The organism is Candidatus Binatia bacterium (assembly GCA_036493895.1).
Taxonomy (GTDB): Bacteria; Desulfobacterota; Binatia; order UBA1149; family CAITLU01; genus DATNBU01.
The window spans coordinates 1-23,145 of the sequence record DASXOZ010000041.1 but is presented as its reverse complement, the minus strand read 5'-3'; the positions used below and the strand labels follow the sequence as shown (position 1 = coordinate 23,145).

Below are 23,145 nucleotides of genomic sequence, written 5' to 3'. Positions count from 1 at the left end.
TTAGACGGACAACCCGGCGCTTCGCGCGGCGGCACGATACGCTGCGACGAGCGCCGCGCGATCCGTCGAACGCTCGATCTCGCTGATCACGGCGACGCTGGCCGCGCCGGCGTTCCAGCAAGCGGGCGCGTTCTCGAGCGTGACGCCGCCGATGGCGACTACCGGCAGTCTCACGGCGCGGCACGCCTGCGCCAGCAGCTCGATTCCTCGCGCGTCGCGCACACCGGCCTTGGTCGGGCTTTCGAACACGGGACCAAAGCCGAGGTAGTCGGCTGCGAGCGAGCCGGCCGCGATCACCTCCGCCACGCTGTGCGTCGAGTAGCCGACGATGCCGCTTCGACCGCCCGCTTCCAGCACGCTTCGCGCGGCCGCTACAGGCAGGTCCTCGTCGCCAAGGTGGACGCCGGCCGCGCCGCTGGCTGCCGCCACGTCGGCCCTGTCGTTGACGATGACACGGGCGCCGGTGCGTTCCACGATCCGCTCGGCAAGAGCGGTCATCGCGCCCGCGCCGAGGTGCTTCGTTCGCAACTGAAGCAGGCTGACGCCCGCGCTCGCAATCTCTTCGGCGAGCGCGAGCGCGGCGTCGCAGCTATCGGCGCCGTCCCCGCGGACGTCGACGATGGGGTAGAGCGCGGGAAGGCGCACCGCGCTGCCGTCAGGCCCTGCCGCGCGGCAGCGAGATCGCGTAGTCCGTGATCTTTTTTCGGAGCGTATTGCGGTTGATGCCGAGGATGTCGGCAGCCTTCAGCTGGTTTCCGCCGGTGCTCTCGAGCACGGCTTCGAACAGCGGCTTTTCGACCATCGCCAGGACCCTCGCGTGCAGGTCGCGCGGCTCGGCCGAGCCGAACGACTGCAGCATCTCGCGGATTTTCGCCGAAAGAATGACGTTCAGCGGTACCGCCAGCTCGATCACCGGGGCCGACTGTCCGGCGCGCAGCGGAAGATCCGAGGGGCCAAGCACACGGTCGGGTGCGAGCGCGGCTGCGCGCAGCAGCACGTTTTCGAGCTCGCGCACGTTGCCTTTCCAGTGCTGCTCGACCAGCAGCGACATCGCATCGGCCGAAACGCCTTTCACCTTGAAGCGCTCGCGCGCGTTGATGCGCTCGAGGAAGTGACGGACGAGATCGGGAATGTCCTGGCGCCTTTCGCGAAGCGGCGGAAGATCGATCACGACGACTTTCAGGCGGAAATAGAGGTCTTCGCGAAAGCGCCCGGCGTCGACCTCGGTCTCCAGGCTGCGGTTGGTCGCGGCGATCACGCGGCAGTCGGCCGGCAGCAGCTCGTGTCCGCCGACGCGCGAGAACTCGCGTTCCTGCAGCACGCGAAGCAGCTTGGCCTGCAGTACGAGCGGCATGTCGCTGATCTCGTCGAGGAACAGCGTCCCGCCCTTGGCCTGCTCGAATTTCCCGACGCGCCGGTCGGTGGCGCCGGTGAAGGCGCCGCGCTCGTGTCCGAACATCTCGCTTTCGAGCAGGTCGGCGGGAATGGCCGAGCAGTTGACGGCGACGAAGGGGCCTTCGGAGCGCGTCGAGTACGCGTGGATCGCGCGTGCGACCACTTCCTTGCCGGTGCCGCTTTCGCCCTGGATCAGCACCGTTGTCGGGCTCGAGGCCATGCGCCCGATGATCTTGTAGACTTCCTGCATCGCGGCCGACTGGCCGACGATCTCCGATTTGGCAGGTGGCTCGTCGCTTGGCTGCGTCTCCGGAAATGTGTGCGTCGCGGCGCGGCTTTCGAGGATGCGCCGCGTGAGCCCGACCAGGTGGTCGAGGTCGAACGGTTTGGTCACGTAGTCGTACGCGCCGCGCCGCGTCGCCTCGATGGCATTGGCGACCGAGGCTTTTCCGGTGATGATGACGACGTCGGTGGTGCCACCGCGCCGCCGCACGGTGTCGAGGATGTCGAATCCGCTCGCACGCCCGAGGTTGATGTCGAGGAAGGCGACGTCGATGCCGCCGCGGTCGAGGATCTCGAGAGCCGTGCCGGCGTCTTCGGCCGTCAGCACCTTGCATCCCGCATCGGCGAGCGCATCGCCGATTACGCGCCGCACGTCGGCTTCGTCGTCGACGACCAGCGCCGTGCCATTTCTCAGCGTGTTCACGCTCGGTGTTCTCCTTTGCCGTTCTCGCGGGACTTGGTCGGCGCGACGAGCGCCAGTGGAAGCGTGATGTGGAAAATGGCGCCGCCGCCGGGGACGTTGGCTGCGCGGATGCGGCCTTCGTGCGCCATCGTGATCGCGCCGGCGATGGCAAGGCCCATGCCGTGCCCGCCCGGCCTTCGCGAGAACATCGGCGAGAACATGTGCTCCAGCGCTTCCTCGTCCAGGCCCGGGCCGTTGTCGGCGATCGACACCGTCAGGAACGAAACGCGTCCCGACTCGCGATCGACGTAATACGAATGCTCCATCCTGGTCGCGATGCGGATGCGGCCGAGGCTGGCGGGGCAGTGGGCCACGGCATTGCGAAGGATGTTCAGGAAGAGCTGTTCGAGCCTGGCGGGGTCGCCGTTGACCTCGGGCAGGCTCGGGTCGAATTCGGATTCGAAAACGATGCCGCGCTGGAACGCGGCGCTGCGCTCGAGCAGCAGCAGCTCGTTCAGGATGCGGTGGACGTTGACCGGCTCCTTGCGCAGCAGGGGCGCTTCGAGCGCCATCAGCGCCTCGACCAGCCCGCTCAGCCGGTCCACCTGGCGCACGATCATCTCGGTGTACTCGACGAGCTCGGGCCGGTCGTCCAGCTTGCGGCCGAGAAGCTGCGCGGCTCCGCGGATCCCGGACAGCGGATTATTGATCTCGTGGGCAAACTGCGCCGCCAGGCGATCCAGCTCGACCACCCGCTTGCGGTCGGTTTCCTGTTGCAGGACGCTGCGCCGGGAGGTGTCGTACAACACGAGCACGGCGCCGCCCGAGGACGCAGAGTCGCGCTCGCCGACCATCGCGGCTTCGGCGAAGATCGGGATCGACGTGCCGCCAATCGACAGCTCGCCGGCTTCGCGGACGACGGGATGCTGGGGCCCGAGCCGGCGCAGCATGGAGGCGACCCACGGCGCGACGGAGAAGACTTCGGTGGCGGTGCGGCCGACCAGCGCGCGGCGGGAGCGGCCGAGGAGGGACTCGGCGGCCGGATTGACGAACACGATCTCGCCGTCCGGGCCGAAGGCCACGACCGTTTCGAGCAGGCTCGCCAGCACCGCCTCGTGATCGGCGGTGCGCATGAGATCCTCGGACGCCATGAGCAACCTGGCGGCTTCGGAAGGCTCGAAGTCGCGGACCCGGGGATGCTACCATGCTCGCCGGTGCCTCAAAACGGGGTTGTGACGGAATGGGGGAAATCCGGAACAGATTCGGATCTCCCTGCGATGACTTGCCGGGACTGCGGCGGCGGGCCGGATCCGAACCGGTCCCGGATTTTTCGGGCGCGAAGGAATCGAATGCTGGGAATCGGGCAGGGGTACGACATCCACCGTCTCGTCGAGGGCCGGCCGCTGCGCCTCGGCTGCATCGAGGTGCCGTTCGAACTCGGCGCCCTCGGCCACAGCGACGGTGATGCTGCGGCTCATGCCCTGTGCGATGCGCTTCTCGGTGCGGCCGGACTCGGGGACATGGGGCTGTTGTTTCCCTCGAGTGACGCACGATGGAAGGACGCAAGCTCGGCCACGTTCCTGAGCGAGGTCGCGTCGCGACTGGCGGCCAGTGGCGCGAGAGTCGTCAGCGCCGACGTGACGATCGTGCTCGAGAAGCCCGCGCTCGCTCCGCATTTCGCTGCGATGCGAAGCGCGATGGCATCGGTGCTCGGAATCGACGCGGCGACTCTTTCGGTCAAGGCCAAGAGCAGCGACGGACTCGGTCCCGTTGGCGAAGGCAACGCGGTGGCGGCGCTGGCTGTCGCGCTGGTGGAGATGCCGTCCCGTTCCTGACTCGCGCGCGTCGCTGCAGCGCGTTGCCTTGCGCGCAGGCGCGTGGTTGATTCCGCCGATGGCGGAAATCCGCACGCGTTTTGCTCCCAGTCCGACCGGGCATCTTCATATTGGTGGTGCGCGTACGGCGCTGTTCAACTGGCTGTTCGCCAGGCACCACGGCGGCAGCTTCGTTCTGCGGATCGAAGACACCGATCGAGAGCGATCGACCGACGAATTTACCGCTGCGATCATCGAGGGGCTCCAGTGGCTCGGCCTGACGTGGGACGACGGGCCGATCTTCCAGTCCGGACGCGGCGCGTATTACCGCGAAATCGTCGACGGGCTGCTTGCCAAGGGTGCCGCGTACTGGTGCTTCTGCAGCGCCGAGGATCTCGATGCGCGGCGCAAGGTGGCCCAGGAAGCGGGCCGCAGCACGGCCTATGACCGGGCTTGCCGCCATCTTCACCGCAAACCCGAAGCAGGCCAGAGCGCGATCGTCCGTTTGGCCGTGCCCGAGAATGGCCGGACCATCGTCCGCGACCTCATTCGCGGCGAGATCGTCTTCGACCACAGCGAGCTCGACGACTTCGTGCTCGTGCGCTCGGACGGCTCTCCGGTTTTTCACCTGGTCAACGTCGCCGACGACATCGACATGGGGATCACGCACGTGCTGCGCGGCGAAGATCACATCACGAACACGCCGCGTCAGATGCAGATCTTCCAGGCGCTCGGCGCGACGCCGCCCGTCTACGGCCACATGCCGCTGATCGTCGGACAGGATCGCGCGCGCCTGTCGAAACGGCACGGCGCAACGTCGCTGCTTGCGTATCGCGATCTCGGGTTCCTGCCCGAGGCCACCCTCAATTATCTTGCACGGCTCGGCTGGTCGTCCGGTGACCAGGAAATTTTCACGCTGCAGGAGCTGGTCGCGGCCTTCGATGCGGGAGCGATCCACAAGGCAGCGGCAGCGTGGGATCTCGAGAAGTTCGCCTGGGTCAATGCCCAGCACATGAAGAACAGGACGGCGGCCGAGCTCGCGGTCGACGTCCTCCCGTTCCTGCCGGCCGATGCGGTGGACGGCTTCGATATGGCGTGGATGGAAAAGGCGGTAGCGCTCGTGCGCGAGCGAGCGCGCACGCTGGCCGAGCTCAGCGCGGCGCTCGGGCCGGTGGTCCGCGCGTCGGTCGAGTACGACGCGGCGGCCGTGGCGAAATTCCTCGGGGCGCCGGAACGCGCCCGTCTTCGCGAGCTGGCCGGCGAGCTGGGCACGCTGGAGCCGTGGGATGCAGCCTCGATCGAGAACGAGCTGCGTGCCTACTGCGAAGGCGAGGGGATCAAGCTCGGCGGCATCGCGCAGCCGCTTCGCGTCGCGCTGACGGGCGGCACGGCAAGCCCCGGCATCTTTGAGCTCTGCGACGTGCTCGGTCGCGACCGCGTGCTCGCACGCATCCGCAGCGCCTGCGACGGCGCCGAAGCCGGCACGTTGTAGTGGGGTCAGGCACCAGCGCGCGACAACTGGGCGCCGACGACCGTGCGTTGGGCGCTGGTGCCTGACCCCAGCCTCACTTCCTCAGCAGGTTCAGCGCGCCGCCGGCCTTGATCCAGCCGATCTGTTCGGCATTGCAGGAATGTTTCGCGGTGATCTTCTCGTCGCGGCCGTCGCTGTGGTGCAGGATCACGTCGACCGCGCGGCCCGGCTGGATCTCCAGCGCGCCGGGCACCGAGATCTCGTCGTCGTCGCGCACTTTGGCCCAGTCGGCCGTATCGACGAACGTCAGCGGAAGGATTCCCTGCTTCTTCAGGTTCGATTCGTGGATACGGGCGAAGCTTCGCGTCAGCACCACGGCGGCGCCGAGGTGGCGCGGGCTCATCGCCGCGTGTTCGCGACTGGACCCTTCGCCGTAGTTTTCGTCACCGACGACGATCCACTTGCGACCCGCTGCCTTGATCGCGCGTGCAACGGCCGGAGTCGGCTGGCCGGTCTCTCCCGTCAGCGGATTGCGCGTCGTGCCGCGCTCGCCGGTGCCGGCCCGGATCGCGCCGGTGAACATGTTGTCGCTGATCTTGTCGAGGTGCCCGCGAAAGCGCAGCCACGGACCGGCCGGCGAGATGTGGTCGGTGGTCGTCTTGCCCTGGGTCTTCAGCAGCAGCGGCATGCGCAGGTACTGCCCGGCCTTCGGCCGGTCGAATGGTTCGAGCAGCGCCAGCCGCGGGCTGTCGGGCCTGACCTTGATCTGGACGTTGGAACCGTCGGCCGCAGGGGCCTGGTAGCCGCCCATCGCAGTCGCAAAGCCGTTGGCCGGCACCTCGGGCGCCGGCGGCGGCGGCGAAAGCCTGAAGCTCGTCCCGTTGCTGCCGAGCGCATCGCGCATCGGGTTGAACGACAACGAGCCGGCAAGGCCGAGCGCGAGCACGATCTCCGGGCTGGCGATGAACGCCAGCGTCTCCGGGTTCGCGTCGTTGCGCCCGGGGAAGTTGCGATTGAACGACGTGACGATCGAGTTCTTCTCGCCCTTGGCGACGTCGTCGCGCTTCCACTGTCCGATGCAGGGACCGCACGCGTTGGCGAGCACGGAAGCGCCGACTTTCTCGAGCGATGCCATCTGCCCGTCGCGGCCGATGGTCTCGAAGATCATGTCGCTGCCGGGGCTGACGAGCAGCGTCGACTTGGCGCGGTAGCCGTGGGCCGCCGCCTGCTCGGCGATGGCCGCCACGCGCGAGATGTCCTCGTACGAAGAGTTCGTGCAGCTGCCGATCAGCGCTGCCGAGAGATGGTCCGGGTAGCCCTCGGCGCGCACCGCCGCGGCCACTTCCGAAATGGGTCGCGCGAGATCCGGTGTGTGAGGGCCCACGAGGTGAGGCTCGAGCGTCGCGAGGTCGATTTCGACGACTTCGTCATAGTACCTGGCCGGATCGGCGGCGGTCTCGGGGTCGGCAGTAACGAGGTCGCGGTTGGCCTCGGCCAGCTCGGCCAGCGCGCCGCGGCTCGTGGCCCGGAGATAGATCGCCATTCGGTCGTCGAACGGGAACACCGAGCAGGTGGCGCCGAGCTCGGCGCCCATGTTGCAGATGGTCCCTTTCCCAGTGCAGGAAATACTTGCAGTTCCGGGCCCGAAGTACTCGATAATCTTGTTGGTTCCGCCCTTGACCGTCAGCAGGCCGCACAGCTTCAGGATGACGTCCTTCGGCGCCGCCCAGCCGTTGAGCTTGCCGGTCAGCTTGACGCCCACGGTGCGGGGCAGGAGCACTTCCCACGCAAAGCCTGCCATCACGTCGACGGCGTCGGCGCCGCCGACGCCGGAAGCGCACATTCCGAGCCCGCCGGCATTCGGCGTGTGCGAGTCGGTGCCGATCATCAGGCCGCCCGGGAACGCGTAGTTCTCCAGGATGACCTGGTGGATGATCCCGGATCCCGGCTTCCAGAAGCCGATCCCGTACTTTGCCGAGACCGACGAGAGGAAGTCGTAGACCTCGGCGTTGTCGCTGCGCGCCTGGTTCGTATCGCTGGCGGCCCCGTGGTGGGCCTGGATCAGGTGATCGCAGTGCACGGTGGTCGGCACCGCCACCTGCGGGCGGCCGGCCTGCATGAACTGCAGCAGCGCCATCTGCGCGGTGGCGTCCTGCATCGCGACGCGGTCGGGCCTGAGCTCGACGTAGCTCTTGCCGCGCTCGATCTCGGCCTCGGCCGGCCGGTCGAGGTGGCCGAGCATGATCTTGTCGGCCAGCGTCAGGGGCCTTGTCACGCGTCCGCGGACGACTGCAAGGCGCTCGCGCATCTTCGCGTAGACCTGCGATACGAATTCCGGACTGCTGTCGATGTTCGGCATCGCCTGTGCTCCTCCATTTCCATCCGCGCCGCTCGCGCTGGTGTTCCATCCGCGCCGCTCGCGCTGGTGTTCTACCCGCGCCGCTCGCGCGGGTGTTCTACGCGCGCCGCTCGCGCGGGTCGTGTCGCTCGGAGAGTCCGTGGCCTATCGCACGAACGAAGAGGGTTGTCAGACGCTCGGGCGAACGTTGCCGAGCGGCCTGCCGGCGTGTCGCAGAAGACGAAGCTGGACGCTGCCGGGCGGCAGAATCCGATCAGTGCGCAGGATGCTCGGCGCCGTCCGCCGGAGCTCCGTCGCTGCCGAGATAGCCGAGGGAGCGAAGCTTCTCGCGAAGAGCCGGATCGGGAACCGCCGAGCCGGCGCCGCCCGAGGTAGGAGCGGCCGCGAACAGGGAATCCATGCGCGCCTGCATCGAGTCGGCTTCCGCGCTCCGCTCCGAACTCAGGTCGTTCTGCTCTCCTGGATCGGTGGCAAGATCGAAGAGCATCGACGGCCGCGAGATCCGCACGTAGAGCTTGCGCGAATCGACGCGCAGCGTGGCCGGCAGCTGCGGGACGGTGCTGTCCTGCTGGCTGACTGCCGGTCTCGCGTCATCGGACTGGCCGCGAACCAGTGCCATGAGAGAGCGTCCCTCCGCCTGCGGCTCCGGCTTTGCGCCGATGACATCGAGAACGGTCGGGAGGATGTCGATCTCCCGCGCCTGGTCGCCGATCGTGTGGCCGGCACTTGCGCGATCGGGAAGGGCGACGATCAGCGGGACAAGCAGGATCGGATCCCACAGCGCGTGCGAGTGCCACCCCATACGCGTGTGTTCGCCGAGCTCTTCGCCGTGGTCGGACGTGAAGACGATGAGCGTGTCGTCGAACAGTCCGCGCTTTTTCAGGCCGTCGACGAGAACGCCGAAGGACTCGTCCATCGAGCGGATCTCGGCGTCGTAGCACGCGATGATATGGCGCTTGTCGGCGTCCGTCATCCCGACGAGCTTGTGGTCATTGATGTTCTCGAGGATGGCCGTCGAGATGGCATCGGGCAGCGGCCCGTCGTAGCGGTCGCCGACCGCATCGAGATAGCGCCGCTCGGGTGTGTACGGGTGGTGCGTCTCGTAGCTGTGCAGGAAAAGAAACCAGGGTCCGGAGCGGCTGTTGGCATCGAGCCACGCAAAGGCCTCGGAAACGGTGCGCGAGAACTTCGCAGCGTCGGCCGTGCCCGGAAGCGTCTTGTACTCGTCGAAACCCTGCGCGACGCCGTACCTCGCGTCCATCTGGCCGCCGTCGTTGACCGACGCGGTCCGGTATCCGTAGCCCTTGAGGATGGTGGCGATGGTGCGCCGGTCGGCCGGAAGCGGCTTGTCGCGCGTGAAAAACGCGCCGTGGTGCTCCGGCAGCAGCGAAGTGAACATCGAGGAGTGCGACGGCAGCGTCGAGGGCGCGGCGGCTACCGCTGTGCGGAACAGGACCGCGCTCGCTTTGGCGAACGCGTCGATGTTCGGGGTGGTCGGGACCGGGTAGCCGTAGCAGCCGAGATGGTCGGCGCGAAGAGTGTCGATCGAGATCAGCAGGATATTGGGATGCGGGCTGCCGCCGCGCGGCAGGCAGGAAACGATCGCGGCCGCAGCAGCCGTTGCGATTGCCAGTAAGCGGGTCCGGCCCATTTCCGCGAGCTGCCACGGCACCGGCCCGCAGCGGCGAGCGGGATGCTGCAGCGGTTGGGAACTTTTTGCAAGATCGTGCTACGAGGCCCCCGCCGCCGTCGCGCCTTGCGCACGGTGTGCTGCCGATCGATCGAGGGAAACATGGAGAGACTTCCGTTTACCGAAGAGCAGACGATGTTCCGCCAGTCGGCTCGCGAATTCTTCAAGCGCGAGATCGGCCCGCACAAGGAGACCTGGCGCGAGGCCGGCATCGTTGACCGCGACGCTTACCGCAAGGCCGGCGGCGCGGGCCTGCTGTGCATGTGGGTTCCGGAAGAGTACGGCGGGCTTGGGCTGTCGGACTTCCGCTACGAGCAGATTCTCATCGAGGAGAACGCCTGGCACGGCGATCCCTGCTTCTTCAACACGCTGCACAGCCGCCTCGTGGCGCCGTACATCGGCAACTTCGGCACCGATGAGCAGAAGGCGCGTTTTCTCCCGCGCTTCATCTCCGGAGAGTCGATCCTCGCGATCGCGATGACCGAGCCCGATGCGGGCAGCGATCTCGCGGGCATGCGTTCGACGGCGGTGCGCGACGGGGACGACTGGATCCTCAACGGGCAGAAGACCTACATCTCCAACGGCATCCTCTCGGACGTCGTGATCGTCGCGGCGAAAACCGATCCGAACGCGACGCACGCCATGGGCCTGTTCCTCGTCGAGCGCGGGATGCCCGGCTTCGTGCGCGGGCGTAACCTCGAGAAAATGGGCCTGAAGGCCCAGGACACCGCCGAGCTGTTCTTCGAGAACGTGCGCATTCCGGAGGCCAACGTGCTCGGGCCTGCCGAGGGCGGCTTCTTCATGCTGATGCAGGGCCTGGCCGAGGAGCGCCTGATTGCCGCAGTCGGCAACGTCGTCGGATGCCAGATGGCGATGCACGTGACCAAGGAGTTCGTTTCGCAGCGCAAGGTGTTCGGCAAGCCGCTCGGCAAGTTCCAGAACACGCGCTTCAAGCTGGCCGAGCTCGATGCCGAGATCGACATTGCGCAGGCCTACGTCGACCGCGCGGTGCAGGTGCACAACGAAGGCAAGCTGACGTCCGAGGACGCCGCACGCATCAAACTCTTCTCCAGCGAGCTCGCCGGCCGCACGGTGGACGTCTGCCTGCAACTGCACGGCGGGGCAGGGTACATGGACGAATACCCGATCTGCCGCATGTACCAGGACGAGAGGATCAACCGCATCCTGGCCGGATCGTCGGAGATCATGAAGGAGATCATCGCGAGGCAGATTCTCGGGCGGTGATCGCGGCTGCTGCGGCTGCTGCCGCGTTTTGCGACGCGCTGTTCACGCGGCCTGCCGCTTTCGGGGCCGGTGGTTGACCCGCTGCCCAGCGCCGAATAAACACTGCGGGCTGCCCACGCAGCACCGCGGCCCCATCGTCTAGCGGTCCAGGACGTCGGCCTCTCACGTCGAAAACATGGGTTCGATTCCCATTGGGGTCACCAACATTCCTACGTTGTCATAGCTTCTCCGGGCCGGGTTGTGCCGCTCCGCGGACACCTGCTACCGTGCCCCGATGACCGAGTACGAATTCACCGTCGTGATCGAGCGCGATGAGGATGGCCGATACCTTGCCATCTGCCCCGGCCTTCAGGGCTGCTACACGGAAGGGGAGACGGAGGAGGAAGCCCGCGCGTTGATCGCCGATGCGATTCGGCTGCACGTGCAGGACCGCATCGAGACAGGTGAGCCTATCTACGATGAGGTTGGTGCGACAAAGGTCCGAGTCGCGGTATGAGCCCGCGCCTCCCTGCCGTCACGGCCAGGGAACTACTTGCCATCCTTCGTCGCCACGGTTTCGAGTCCGTTCGGCAGAGTGGTAGCCACCTGGTTCTTCGGCATGCGGACGGACGTCGGACTACCGTGCCGGTCCACTCTGGCAAGACGCTGGGTCGTGGACTACTCCGTCAGATTCTACGCGATACAGGTCTGACGGCTGACGTCCTGACGTCCTGACGCCATGAACGGCCGCGGCCGAAGCCCGCACCGCCTCCAATTCCCACAGCCAGTTCAGAAACTGGTTCCAAGTCGGAGTAGCAAGGGTCACCACCATTCCGGCCTGGAATCGAGGTCGGCGCTCAGCTACTTCCTAGCTGTGGCATCTCGCCCGTCAATCTGGATAGGCGGTACTGATCTTCCTTTTCGCACTTCACGGATAGGTCGAGCCTTGCTCGTTCGGGTTTCAGCCATCCTCGTTCTTCTCTCTTTCACTGCGCTCGTTACGATTGCCGCCGGTCAGACGCGAGCGCCCTACGACGAGTTCCGTTCACTCGCTTCGACCCAGCGCGACTCATTTCAGATGATGCTGCGCTACGAAGGGCCAGTCACGAGACCGATCAGTAGTGTGCTCTATCACGCGGAGAAAGAATCTCCCGACGTTCACGCGTTTGAGATGTTTCAGCGGCCTGTGAGTGAACGCTTTTTGAGGACAGCCGCCGTTTCCGCCGACCAAGTCACCGCTCTGGTTTCGAGTCTGGGCTCGCTGCCAACCGTCAGCGAGGAGCGGAAGACCGCATCCAAGAAAGGAGATGATGAGATGCAACTTCGAGTGCTGATGGCCGTCCGACTGCCGGTCAGGCGCGTCTACGAGGTCGTACTCGGTAGTTCAGAAGCGAATCTACTTATCGAGAAGGTTCGTCACGCCCTTGAGGAGAACAACGAGGCGTACTGCGCGATTGACCATATGGCCGGACTGTTCGGAACTGGGAGTGCCGGACGTCCTCTCATTTGCGGGCGCCCCTAAGCCCAAGCTGCCCCGGTTCGACTCAGGTCGGGGATCTTTCTCGGAGACCCCTGCTTCCCTATGCTGCTGTTCAGGCTGCAGCAGCCCTGCGGAGACTCTCCACCTCGCGGAGCCAGAAGAAATGCTGGTTCCAAGTCGGAGTAGTAAGGGTCACCATCATTCCTACATTGTCATAGCGTCTGCCCCGGGGTTGTGAAGCTGCGCCGGGTGCTGGTACCGTGATCCCGAGGTCGGGCAATGGCGCATACCTATACCGCGGTAGTAAAGCAGGACGCCGGATGGTGGATCGGCTGGATCGAAGAGGTTCCAGGCGTCAACTGTCAGGAGGCGACGCGTGAAGAGTTATTGGAAAGCTTACGAGTCACTCTCGCGGAAGCCATCGAATTTAACCGGGACGAAGCTCGCAACGCTGCCGGAATCGGATACGAAGAGCTGCCTATCGCGGTATGAAGCGCCGCGATCTGCTGCGGCATCTGCAGTCGCACGGCTGCGAGCTCGTGCGAGAGGGCGCAAGGCATTCGTGGTGGCACAATCGGATTACGGGCAAGCGAAGCTCGATTCCGCGTCACAATGAAATCGGGAACGCACTCGCGAAGAAGATCTGCCGCGACCTCGGTGTCTCAGAGCCGGAGCAGTTCTAACGACGAATTGTTTCTCGCCGCCACGGCGCTCCCTCCCGCGACTTCGCCAGGGGGCACCGCTCGCTACTAGCCCGAAGCGCGCCGCTCGCCAATCCGCGCGGCATGGAACACCCTGATTCGCTGGGATATGGGGAGCCCGTGACCCCGAGAATCCAGTACGTCACGACAACCGATGGCGTTCGCATCGCATTTTCCGCGTTCGGGGAAGGTGACGGCGTTCCTCTCGTCGTGCTCCGACCGGCGATGCTCAGCCACGTCGAGGCCGAGTGGCGGCTCGGCCGCGAGCTATACGACGCGGGAGCGATGCAACAGTTGGCGCGCAACCGGCGGGTGGTTCGGCTCGACCTGCGACGCAGCGGGCTGTCTGACCGTGATGTGGTGGATTGTTCGCTCGACGCCCGCATGCGCGACATCACGACGGTAGTTGATCGTCTGGGGCTGGAGCGTTTCGCCATCGACGCTACCTCGCAGGTTGGACTTCTGGCCATCGCATTCTCGGCTCGCTATCCCGACCGTGTGTCGCACCTCGTGCTGACGGATAGCTGGGTTCGTGGTCACGGAGACTGGGACTCCCCGCGTCTGAAGGCCCTGGTCGAGCTCATGAAGATCGACTGGCAACTCGGAACGGATGCGATGATGCTGATGAGATTCGGCTGGACGAAAGATGCAACGGAGGCCGGGATGCACTTTCGCGCTTGCCAGCGTCAGGAGGACTTCCTCGCCATGGTGGAGGCAGAAACGGGGATCGATTTGACTCCGCTTCTCCCCGAAATCTCTGCTCCTGCGCTCGTCTGCTCATGGGTAAGCTCTTCCCACATCATCCGCGCCGACCTCGCGCGGGATCTGATGGCGGGCCTGCGCGATGCTCGACTCGTCTCGGTTCGCAGCAGTGACGACAGCATCCGCGCCGTGGAGGAGTTCCTCGGCGGAACCGTCCACGCTCCGGTCGCTGCGCCGATCCTCGAGGCCGCTGCCGGTGCTTTTCGCACCGTGGTCTTTACCGACGTTGCCGGTCATACCGCGATGATGCAGCGACTCGGCGATGAACGTGGTCGTGAAGTCCTGCGTTTCTACGACGGGATGACGCGGGACGCGCTCCGGGCTCACGGCGGCAAGGACCGCGGTCATCCTCGCTGCCAGGATCGCGGATCAGGCGGCAGGAGGCCAGGTGCTCGTCGCCGACGTCGTGCGACAGCTGGTTGCCGGCAAGGATTTTCTGTTTGCCGAACTGGGTCAGCCGGTACTGGCCGGCTTCAAGGAGTCGGTCCGCATGTGGGAGTTCCTCTGGTAGCCGGAGTCAGGCGGCTGGCGTAGCGCGAAGCTCCCTCGACGTCCCGGGACCATTCCCAAAGCTGGTTCCAGCCCGGAGAATCAAGGGTCACCATCATTCGTACGTCGTCATACGATCGTCGTCGCGTCCCTACGAAGTGGACGCGCTCGACATCATGCTCAGCTCCTGAAGCAAACTCGGCGCGGTTCCGGGTTTCCACGGGAATCGCAGCCGACGCATTGCGGGCCATCAGCATCCGGCCGCGAGATTTGCGCCGACCCGGAAAATCTGGACTAGCTGGCACCAACCATGAACGGCATTCACGACATGGGTGGCATGCACGGCTTCGGAAAAGTCGAAGTCGAACGCGACGAGCCGGTCTTCCACGAACGCTGGGAGGCACGGGTGTTCGCAGTCGTCCAGAGCCTGGGCGGCGGCAACATCGATGCCGGGCGCCATTCGATCGAGCGTCTCGATCCGGTCGCGTATCTGCGCAACGGGTATTTCGGACGATGGCTTGCGGCGCTCGAGCGAGGGCTGATCGGCGCCGGAGTCGTGACGGAGCCCGAGATCGAACAGCGAATGAATGCCGTTGTGCCTGCGGAAAGCCACGCGAGTCCGACGAGCGGCTGGAAGCCGGAGACGCCAACCTACGTCCGCAGCATCGAGCGCCGGCCGAAGTTCGAGGCCGGGCAGGCCGTCGTCACGCGAAACCATCAGCCTGCCGGCCACACGCGGCTGCCCGGCTACGGGCGCTGCCGGCGCGGAGTCATCGCCCACGTGCATCCGGCGATGGTCTACCCCGACGATCACGCGCATCACCGCGGCGAAAACCCTCAATACCTCTACACAGTGCGTTTCGATGCCGCCGAGCTTTGGGGCGATGCGGCCGAGGCGAACACGGTCGTGCACATCGACCTGTTCGAACCGTATCTCGAAGAAAGGGGCTGACATGTCCGGCCACGACCACGATCATCCCGACCCCTCCGACATCGCGCTTCGCGTTGAAGCGATCGAATCGCTGTTGACGGAAAAAGGCCTCGTCGATCCCGCCAAGGTCGACGAGATCATCCGTTACTACGAAAAGGATGTCGGGCCGCTCAATGGTGCAACGGTGGTCGCAAGGGCCTGGATCGATCCTCAGTTCAAGGCGCGGCTGCTTCAGGATGCGAGCTCGGCGATCGCCGAAATGGGATACGGCGGACCGGAAGCTTCGCACGTCGTGGTCGTCGAGAATGGCCCAGGCGTGCACAACGTCGTCGTCTGTACGCTGTGCTCCTGTTACCCGTGGGCGCTGCTCGGCCTGCCGCCGAGCTGGTACAAGTCGCCGGCGTACCGGTCGCGAATCGTGCGCGAGCCGCGCAAGCTGCTGCGCGAAATGGGACTCGATCTTCCCGAAAGCACCGAGATCCGCGTCTGGGACAGCAGTGCCGAAGTACGCTATCTCGTTCTGCCCGAGCGTCCGCCCGGCAGCGAGTCGATGAACCGCGAACAGCTCGCGACACTGGTGACGCGCGACGCGATGATCGGCACTGCCGCCGTGCAGAAAACCAGATGAGCGACCTCTCGCTCGATTTTCCCGGTGGCGACGGCCGCGCAGCGCCGCCTCGCAGCAACGGCGAGTTCGTATTCAATGCTCCGTGGGAGAGCCGCATTTTCGGCGTCACGATCTCGCTCCATCGCGCAGGACTGTTCGAATGGGACGAATTCCGCCGGCTCCTCATCGAAGAGATCGGCGAGTGGGAGAGCAGCGGCCAGGATCCTTCGAGCTGGTCGTACTACCACTGCTGGCAGGAAGCGCTCGAACGGCTTCTCGTCGAAAAGCGGCTGCTCAGCGCCCAGGAGTTCGCAGCGCATTGCGACGCACTTGCCCGCCGTCCGGCCGGCCACGACCACTGATCGTCGCCAGCGCCCGAGCGAACTTCGAACAAAAGTATTGACGGAAGCCGCCGGCGGCGGCAGATTCCCTTCAAGTCGAAGGTCTTCTTCGGGGGGAAGCCTATGTCCACGCCACGGGTCATCAGTTCAGCGATTGCCGTCGTCGCCGCGGCCGCGGTGTGGTTATCCGCCGCGCCGTCGCTTGCCGACGTCAATCGGCCTTTTGGCTCTCATCCGATGACGTACGCGGCAGGCAGCATCCGGCCGAACCACGTCTCGCAGTCGGCTCTCGACCAGGCGGTCGGCGCTTTCTACGACCAGTGGAAATCGGTCTACCTCGCCGAGGCCTGCGGCAGCGGCCGTTATGTCGTGCTGACCAGCGTCAACTCCGGCAACCTCACTGTTTCCGAAGGACACGGCTACGGAATGATGCTGCTCGCGCTGATGGCCGGCCACGACCCCGACGCCCAGTCGCTGTTCGACGGGATGTACATCTACTTCCTCGAGCATCCGACCGAGACGCACACGCACCTGATGGCGTGGAACCAGAACAAGATGTGCAGTGACTTCGACGGCCAGGACAGCGCGACCGACGGCGATCTGGACGTCGCCTTCGCGCTGCTTCTTGCCGACAAGCAGTGGGGCAGCTGCGGGCGGATCGACTACAGGAGCGAAGCCGGCGCGGTGATGGCCGACATCCTCGACGGTGAGGTCGACGCGGCGCACTCGTTCACGCTGCTCGGCGACTGGGTGACGCCGGGAAGCCCGCCCTACGACAATTCGACGCGCTCGTCGGATTTCATGGTGGACCACTTCGCATCGTTCGCGACCGCGAGCGGGTCGGCAGCGTGGACCCACCTTCGCGACAGCTTGTACGGCATCGTCTCGTCGCTCCAGACGAACTACAGCCCTGGCGTGGGCCTCGTGCCCGACTTCATCGTCAGCCCGGCGACTGCTCCTGCACCGTCGCCGCCGAATTTTCTCGAAGCCGACACCGACGGGATGTATTCGTACAACGCGTGCCGCGTTCCGTGGCGCCTGGCCACGGATTTCGTCACCAATGGCGATGCGCGTGCAAAGACGGCGCTCGATCCGATCAATGCTTTCATCCGGGCGAAGACCGGCAACGACCCGACGGGGATCACCGCGGGATACAAGCTGGGCGGCGACGTCATTCCCAACACCGACTACAGCTCGCAGGCCTTTGCCGCGCCGTTCGCGGCGGGTGCGGTCGTCAACTCGGCCAACCAGGCCTGGCTCAACGACGCGTGGGACTACGTGGCCGGCACGCCGATCGGTGCGGAGCACTACTACGAGAACAGTCTCAAGCTTCTGTCGATGATCGTGATGTCCGGCAATTGGTGGGCGCCGGAGAAAGTCGGGGCGCCGACGTGCACGCCCGCCGATACCGCGCTGTGCACGAAGCCGGCTTTCGTCACCGATGCTTCCGTATCGATCCAGCACCTGGACCGCGGCGCCGGCGGACAGATGATGACGCTGCGTGGAAGCCTCGTGTTTGCCGCCGGTGCTCCGGCGACTCTCGATGCCGGGGCGCAGATCCTCGTCGAGGACACCGGCTCAGGCGATGCAGCGATCTTCGACCTGACTGCCGCGACGACGCCGGTGCCCGGCAGCGGCGATGCGGCCTGCAACGCGCGCGATGCGTGGAAGACCACCTCGAGCAAGGTCCAGTACGGCAACCGCAGCGGAGCCCTCGGCGCGCCGACCTGCACGCCCGGCTCTGCCAACGGCTTGTCGCGGATCCAGTACCGCAAGGGGAGCGCGACCGACGTGCCGTTCCAGATCCGCACCAAGCGCTCGACCATCGCGGCGCCCGTGGGTCCGCTTCGCGTGACGATGGTGCTCGGCGCGACGTCGGCGGCCGGCGACGCCGGCCAGTGCGGAGTCAGCGACACGCTGGACTGCAGCGTCGATACCTCGAGCGCATACTGCCAGTAGGAACGGGGACAAGCACCGGCGTGTGGTGCCTGTCCCCAAACTCTGTCCTCAACCCATACTAGCAGGCTGCGGAAAACCCCTCCCGTCGGCCCGCACGCCGCTTGCACGCGACACCGGCGTTGCGAAAACTTGCTGTAGGATGCAGCTACAGCGGCGTTTTCGCGCCTTGGTGTCGCGCGCAATCGACGCACGGGCCTCGGTCCGGAGTTTTTCCGCAACCTGCTAGCGGCTGCGGGCTTTGAACTGGGTGCCGGAACTGATCAGCGTCGAGTCGAAGTTGGCTTCCCAGCACGGAGTTCCGTCGTTGCGGCGCATGCGTACTGTCGTCGGCAGCGAAGGGTAGAGCGACGTCAGGCCGAGCCCGCCGCCGCGGCCGCGAAGCTGGATCGTGCCGTTGGCTCCTTCCTTGATCTTGATGGCCGTCAGGCCGCCGAACTGACCCGAGGGATCGTTGAAAAACGCCTCGTGCTCCTCTCGGTTCCAGCAAGGCGCTCCGTCGCAGGCCTGCGCCGCGGGGATCGTCGAGCTCATCAGCAGCTTGCCGCCGTCGTAGACACAGAGCGAGATGTTCGTGACGATGTCCGGTGCTCCGAACTCGTCGAGCTCCACCGGTGTGATGCTCCTCCACTTCCACAGGACCTGGTCACGGTCGGTGTCCGAATCGTCGTGGCGAATGCGGATCAGGGAATTGCCGGTCGCCGGCTGCTGGCACGGATAGATGAGATCGGGAACGATGCAGCCGCGGTCCTGGTCGCAGATGAGGCACGGGTCGCACTGCACGTCCGCGTGCGGAACGCACTGGCCTGACGAGCAGGTCTCCGACGTGGTGCAAAGATTGCCGTCTTCACAGCTCGTGCCGTCGGATGCCGCGGTGTGGCAATCGGCCGAGCAGCAGTCGCCGTCGAGCTGGTTGCCGTCGTCGCAGGCCTCTCCCGGATCGAGCGCCCCGTTGCCGCACTGGGCACAGACTTCGACGCCCCACGCGTCGAGCACGCCGGTGTCGTTGGGCGCGGTATCAGCAACTTTCAGAGTCCAGTCGCCGCCGCTGGCTTCGCCGTCGAACGCCGACATGCTCTGGTCGGGCGGCCTCAGCGCCGAAGCATCTGTGGCAGGGCAAATGAACGGGTCGACGGCGTCATCGCCGAGGTAGAGGTCGAAGTTATCGTCGCTGCCGCACTTGTCCGAGAACAGCGTGCGCGTCGTGGTGGCGGGACTCGTCAGCGTCGCATCGAGATCGCTGACGTACGTGTGCGTGCCGTTCATTCGCACGCGCACCGACGAGACGGGTCCGAGGTCCGGAACATGGATGCTCGACTGGACGGAGCCGAGGTCGGGAATGTCCTGCGGAACGTCGGTGGCCGAGTAGAGAGGACAGACGCGCGGCGTCTCGCCGACGGTGAACTGCGCCTCCACGACGTTGTTCGTCTCGTCGGCCTCCTGGATGACGTTGTCCGGATCGATCGTCACTCGCAGCGTGTAGACACCGTCGGCAAGATTCTCATCGGTGATGTCGACGTACTGGCACGGCAGCCCCGCGCTGTAGACGTCGGCGCAGCCGGAAGTGATGCCCTGGTAGGAGCAGCTGTAGTGAGGGTCGGTGCACTCGAGGTCGAGCAGGCAAAAGCCGTACTTGTGACCGGTGGCGACGACGGTGCCCGTCGAATCGAGGATTTCCGTCTTCGCGAACGAATCGAAATGCGCGTGGCCGTGGGCCGTGCCGCAGACGAACAGCGGGTTGATGCACGGCGCGCCGGGATTGAGGGTGCAGTTGGGGCATCCCGGGTTGCCGAGAATGAGGTCGTCGGGGCCGATGTTGCGGGTGAGCAGCGAGAAATCGACGAGGCGCTGCGCGTATTGACCCTCGGCGCAACCTTCGGTGACGTCGCCCTTCAGCACGTCGCGAACATCGACGCGGATATCCGAGATTTCCGGAACGAGGTCCGGCAGAGCAAGGGCAGGTGCCGCGCCCGCCGCGACGAGGGGCGCGGCCAAGCACGCGGCCAAGCCGGCGACCCGGCAGGCGACCCAGTAAGAACGTGCCGTGACCATTTCCCCCCGGTCCTCCCGCGGCACCGATAGCAGGATTCAGGTGCGGGTGCAGCCGCATTTGTCGCGGCTTCACAACAGCAGTCTGGCCGCGTCCGGAACGTGGGTCGAAGCGCCGGCGTCGGCCGCGGCACCTTGCGGGCCGTATCACCAGAGTCGGCGGTTGTGGCGTCGCGGCCCGGACTCTGGCAATCAGTCGCCCGGATAGCGCCCGGCCAGCGGCGCACGGAGTGCGCCGCTCATAGCGCAAACGGAGACCGCCCAGCATGCACATGTTCGACAAGATCCTGATCGACGGACGGTGGGTCCTGCCCCACGGCAGCGGAAGCTTCGACGTGGTCAACCCGACCACCGAGCAGGTCTGCGGGCGCATCCCCCGGGCCGACCTGCAGGACGTCGACGCGGCCGTGGCTGCCGCCCGCGCGGCGCTGCTCGCCTGGAAGCTCACGCCTGCGGCCGAGCGCGGCCGCTGCCTTGCGGCGATCGCCGACGAAATGGACGCTCGCGCTGCCGAGCTCGGAGACGTCATCGTCGAGGAGCTGGGCTCGCCGGCAGCGATGACCGCCCAGTACATGGTCGGATTTCCGGCTTCGACGATCCGATTCTACGCAAAGCTGCTCATCGACGGCGGTTTCGAGTTCGAGCAGCGCATCGGCAACTCGGTGGTCGTGCGCGAGCCGAAAGGCGTCGTTGCGGCGATTACGCCGTGGAACTACCCGATCCATCAGATCACGGCGAAGGTGGGCCCGGCGCTGGCGGCCGGCTGCACCGTCGTCGTCAAGCCGAGCTGCGAAGTGGCGCTCAGCTGTTTCCTGTTCGCGGAAATCGCCGGGCATCACCTGCCGCATGGCGTGTTCAACTTCCTTTCGGGAAAGGGCAGCGAGATCGGCGAAGCGATGGCGGGCCATCCGATGATCGACATGGTCTCGCTCACCGGAAGCACGGACGTCGGCCGGCGAATCATGGCCGTCGCTGCGAAGACCATCAAGGACGTATCGCTGGAGCTCGGTGGCAAGGCCGCCAACGTGATTCTCGACGACGCCGATCCGTCGGTGATCCGCGCCGGCGTTTTCCACGCCTACACGAACGCCGGCCAGACGTGCGCCGCGTGGACACGGATGCTGGTGCCGCGCTCGATGCACGAGGAGGCCTGCCGCATCGCGAAAGACGTCGCCGAGAACGTGATCATCGCCGGTGACCCTCGCGTCGCGCCCGCTCCGGGTACCACCCGGATGGGGCCACAGGTGAGCCGCCACCAGTACGACAGCGTCCGCGAGTACATCCGGCGCGGCATCGAAGAGGGCGCGACGCTGGTGGCCGGCGGGCTGGATCGTCCCGAAGGGCTGGACCGGGGATTCTTCGTGCGCCCGACGGTGTTCGGCAACGTCCGGCCCGACATGACCATTGCCCAGGAGGAGATCTTCGGTCCGGTGCTGACGATCCTGCCGTACGACGACGAAGAAGACGCCATCCGTATCGCCAACGGAACGATCTTCGGGCTGGGCGGCGCGATCTGGTCCGGCAATGTGGACAGGGCCATGCGCGTCGGCCGCCGAATCGACACCGGCGGCATCGACATCAACGGGGGCACCTTCAATACGATTGCGCCTTTCCGCGGCATCAAGCAGTCCGGAATCGGATGTGAGCTGGGTACCTTTGGCCTCGAGGAGTACCTGACGACCAAGTCCTTCCAGCTTCCGGAGGGCGGCAGGATCGCGGCGTACCTCGAGGGCCGCTTCGAGAGCCGGACTCCGCCCGGAACCGCCGCCTGACCCCGGATCTTTTCTTGCAAGGGCGTTGCTAGCGCGGCGCCTGCAGGGCTAAAACCGAACTCGCGGAGTTGCCCCTGGACACCGCGTAACGGCGGTTGGCCGGCCCGTGGCGTGGTGGCGGTCGGCGCGCGCCCGTTCTCGGCCGCTGCCCGAACCGCAACGATAGGGACCAGAGTCGAGCGAGGGTCCGATTCGAGGGTCCGGTCGAGGGTTGAAGTGGACAGCCGCAAGGTGGGGGAACCCGTGAACGCCAGCATCGGTTTCGATTGGAGATCGCGGAGCTCGTCGGGGCAGGCCCTGGCGCTGCTGCTGCCGCTTGCCCTGTCGGGATTCCTTTTTTACCTCGATCTTCACGCGCCGGACCGCATCTTCTTCGGGCTGCCGTACCTGCTCGTCGTGATCCTCGCGCAGACGATGGCCGGCGGAAGGGCCGCCGCTGTCGCGGCCTCATCGGTGGCAACGCTGGTGCTCGCGGCGCCGCTTCTTGGCCACACCGGACCTGCGCCCGACCCGATCTGGGTTGCGGCGCTCGGGCGCCTGATCGTCGTCGGCACCATCGGAATGATGGTCGTCTTTCTTCGCCAGCGCGATGCCGCCCGCGCGACGCTTGCCGAGCAGGCCGTCGTCGCCGAAAACTCGGTGCCCCAGCGCAACCACAACGAGATGCGCCTGGTCAACGCGCAGCTTCACCGCGAGATCGCCGAGCGCCGCCGCGCCGAGCTTCGCTCGGGATACCTTGCCTCGATCGTCGAATCGTCGGCCGACGCGATCATCGGCCAATCGCTCAACGGCACGATCGTGAGCTGGAATACCGGCGCGACCAACGTGTACGGCCACGCACGGGCCGACGTGATCGGCAGGCCGTCCACGTGCCTGCTGCCGTCGGAGCAGGAGGCCGAGGTAGGCGAGCTGCTCGAGCGGGTCGCGCGCGGAGAGCGCGTCGACGAGGTCGAATCGGTGAGGGTTCGCAGCGACGGCACGCTGTTCGACGTATCGGCCAGTTTCTCGCCGATTCTCGACGAGAACGGCGCGATCATCGGCGTCTCGATGATCGAAAGGGACATCTCGCGCCGCATGCGCGCCGAAGAGGCGCTGCAGAGCCTCAATGCCGAGCTCGAAGCGAAAGTACACCAGAGGACCGAAGAGCTGGAGGCCGCCGTCGGCGAGCTCGAAACGTTCAGCTATTCGGTCTCGCACGACCTGAGAGCCCCGCTGCGCGCGCTCCACGGGTTCACCGACACGCTGGTCGAAGACGTGGGCGAGCGGCTCGAGGAGGACGAGCGCGACCTGCTGCTTCGCATCCAGCGCGCTGCCGGACGCATGGACCGCATCATCGAGGACCTTCTGATGCTGTCGCGCGCCGGCAACCACCGCATCGAGAAAGAGGTCGTCAATCTTGCCGAAGTCGCGCGCTCGGTT

The 23,145-nt window shown here is 66.0% G+C and carries 21 protein-coding genes and 1 tRNA gene; 16 read left to right on the top strand and 6 right to left on the bottom strand.

Annotation, left to right across the window (positions count from 1 at the left end; all coding sequences use genetic code 11):
* The 3 genes from thiE to VGK20_10090 are packed head-to-tail and all read right to left on the bottom strand — an operon-like array spanning nt 1 to nt 3,213.
* Nucleotides 1–645 (bottom strand): thiamine phosphate synthase, encoded by a 645-nt coding sequence (gene thiE / locus VGK20_10100; protein HEY2774384.1) that lies wholly within the window; start codon nt 643–645, stop codon nt 1–3.
* Between the two features lie 10 nt (nt 646–655).
* Nucleotides 656–2,101, bottom strand: coding sequence for a sigma-54 dependent transcriptional regulator (locus VGK20_10095; protein ID HEY2774383.1), 1,446 nt, complete (start codon nt 2,099–2,101; stop codon nt 656–658).
* Nucleotides 2,098–3,213, bottom strand: coding sequence for an ATP-binding protein (locus VGK20_10090; protein HEY2774382.1), 1,116 nt, complete (start codon nt 3,211–3,213; stop codon nt 2,098–2,100). Before VGK20_10090 ends, VGK20_10095 begins: the two co-directional genes overlap by 4 nt.
* 216 nt (nt 3,214–3,429) lie before the next feature.
* Here VGK20_10090 and ispF point away from each other — a divergent pair, with 216 nt between their 5' ends.
* Both ispF and gltX read left to right on the top strand, forming a co-directional pair.
* A complete protein-coding gene (gene ispF / locus VGK20_10085; protein HEY2774381.1) occupies nt 3,430–3,915 on the top strand; it encodes a 2-C-methyl-D-erythritol 2,4-cyclodiphosphate synthase in 486 nt (161 codons plus the stop codon).
* 58 nt (nt 3,916–3,973) lie between these two features.
* Nucleotides 3,974–5,386: a glutamate--tRNA ligase gene (gltX, locus tag VGK20_10080; protein ID HEY2774380.1), complete on the top strand. Its 1,413-nt coding sequence runs from the start codon at nt 3,974–3,976 to the stop codon at nt 5,384–5,386.
* A gap of 73 nt (nt 5,387–5,459) precedes the next feature.
* Here the strand turns inward: gltX and VGK20_10075 are convergent, their stop codons facing one another.
* Nucleotides 5,460–7,724 (bottom strand): aconitate hydratase, encoded by a 2,265-nt coding sequence (locus VGK20_10075; GenBank protein ID HEY2774379.1) that lies wholly within the window; start codon nt 7,722–7,724, stop codon nt 5,460–5,462.
* A 253-nt stretch (nt 7,725–7,977) separates the two neighbouring features.
* Nucleotides 7,978–9,375 (bottom strand): sulfatase, encoded by a 1,398-nt coding sequence (locus tag VGK20_10070; GenBank protein HEY2774378.1) that lies wholly within the window; start codon nt 9,373–9,375, stop codon nt 7,978–7,980.
* A 141-nt stretch (nt 9,376–9,516) separates the two neighbouring features.
* On the opposite strand from VGK20_10070, the gene VGK20_10065 reads away from it, so the two are divergent.
* The 12 genes from VGK20_10065 (at nt 9,517) to VGK20_10010 (ending at nt 17,908) form a co-directional block, all read left to right on the top strand.
* Nucleotides 9,517–10,659, top strand: a complete 1,143-nt coding sequence (locus VGK20_10065; protein HEY2774377.1) for an acyl-CoA dehydrogenase family protein — start codon at nt 9,517–9,519, stop codon at nt 10,657–10,659.
* A 127-nt stretch (nt 10,660–10,786) separates the two neighbouring features.
* A tRNA-Glu gene (locus VGK20_10060) sits at nt 10,787–10,862 on the top strand.
* Nucleotides 10,863–10,933: 71 nt separating this feature from the next.
* Nucleotides 10,934–11,155, top strand: coding sequence for a type II toxin-antitoxin system HicB family antitoxin (locus tag VGK20_10055; GenBank protein HEY2774376.1), 222 nt, complete (start codon nt 10,934–10,936; stop codon nt 11,153–11,155).
* On the top strand, nt 11,152–11,373 hold the full coding sequence (locus VGK20_10050) for a type II toxin-antitoxin system HicA family toxin (protein ID HEY2774375.1): 222 nt from the start codon (nt 11,152–11,154) through the stop codon (nt 11,371–11,373). The genes VGK20_10055 and VGK20_10050 overlap by 4 nt, the downstream gene beginning before the upstream one ends.
* A gap of 211 nt (nt 11,374–11,584) precedes the next feature.
* A complete protein-coding gene (locus VGK20_10045; GenBank protein ID HEY2774374.1) occupies nt 11,585–12,160 on the top strand; it encodes a hypothetical protein in 576 nt (191 codons plus the stop codon).
* Nucleotides 12,161–12,397: 237 nt separating this feature from the next.
* Nucleotides 12,398–12,610: a type II toxin-antitoxin system HicB family antitoxin gene (locus VGK20_10040; GenBank protein ID HEY2774373.1), complete on the top strand. Its 213-nt coding sequence runs from the start codon at nt 12,398–12,400 to the stop codon at nt 12,608–12,610.
* Nucleotides 12,607–12,801 (top strand): type II toxin-antitoxin system HicA family toxin, encoded by a 195-nt coding sequence (locus VGK20_10035; protein ID HEY2774372.1) that lies wholly within the window; start codon nt 12,607–12,609, stop codon nt 12,799–12,801. Before VGK20_10040 ends, VGK20_10035 begins: the two co-directional genes overlap by 4 nt.
* A gap of 138 nt (nt 12,802–12,939) precedes the next feature.
* Nucleotides 12,940–14,115 (top strand): alpha/beta fold hydrolase, encoded by a 1,176-nt coding sequence (locus tag VGK20_10030; protein HEY2774371.1) that lies wholly within the window; start codon nt 12,940–12,942, stop codon nt 14,113–14,115.
* Nucleotides 14,116–14,380: 265 nt separating this feature from the next.
* Nucleotides 14,381–15,022, top strand: a complete 642-nt coding sequence (gene nthB, locus VGK20_10025; GenBank protein ID HEY2774370.1) for a nitrile hydratase subunit beta — start codon at nt 14,381–14,383, stop codon at nt 15,020–15,022.
* A 1-nt stretch (nt 15,023) separates the two neighbouring features.
* Nucleotides 15,024–15,629 carry a nitrile hydratase subunit alpha gene (gene nthA / locus VGK20_10020; GenBank protein HEY2774369.1) on the top strand — a complete coding sequence of 202 codons (606 nt, stop codon included), beginning with the start codon at nt 15,024–15,026 and terminating at the stop codon, nt 15,627–15,629.
* Complete coding sequence (locus VGK20_10015) at nt 15,626–15,970, top strand: nitrile hydratase accessory protein (GenBank protein HEY2774368.1); 345 nt, start codon at nt 15,626–15,628, stop codon at nt 15,968–15,970. Before nthA ends, VGK20_10015 begins: the two co-directional genes overlap by 4 nt.
* A gap of 102 nt (nt 15,971–16,072) precedes the next feature.
* On the top strand, nt 16,073–17,908 hold the full coding sequence (locus tag VGK20_10010; GenBank protein HEY2774367.1) for a glycosyl hydrolase family 8: 1,836 nt from the start codon (nt 16,073–16,075) through the stop codon (nt 17,906–17,908).
* 222 nt (nt 17,909–18,130) lie between these two features.
* Here VGK20_10010 and VGK20_10005 read toward each other — a convergent pair whose 3' ends face one another.
* Nucleotides 18,131–19,900, bottom strand: a complete 1,770-nt coding sequence (locus VGK20_10005) for a lysyl oxidase family protein (GenBank protein HEY2774366.1) — start codon at nt 19,898–19,900, stop codon at nt 18,131–18,133.
* Between the two features lie 320 nt (nt 19,901–20,220).
* On the opposite strand from VGK20_10005, the gene VGK20_10000 reads away from it, so the two are divergent.
* Complete coding sequence (locus tag VGK20_10000; GenBank protein ID HEY2774365.1) at nt 20,221–21,726, top strand: aldehyde dehydrogenase family protein; 1,506 nt, start codon at nt 20,221–20,223, stop codon at nt 21,724–21,726.
* Between the two features lie 243 nt (nt 21,727–21,969).
* Nucleotides 21,970–23,145, top strand: a 1,176-nt coding sequence (locus VGK20_09995; protein ID HEY2774364.1) for a PAS domain S-box protein, incomplete at its 3' end; no start/stop codon positions are given.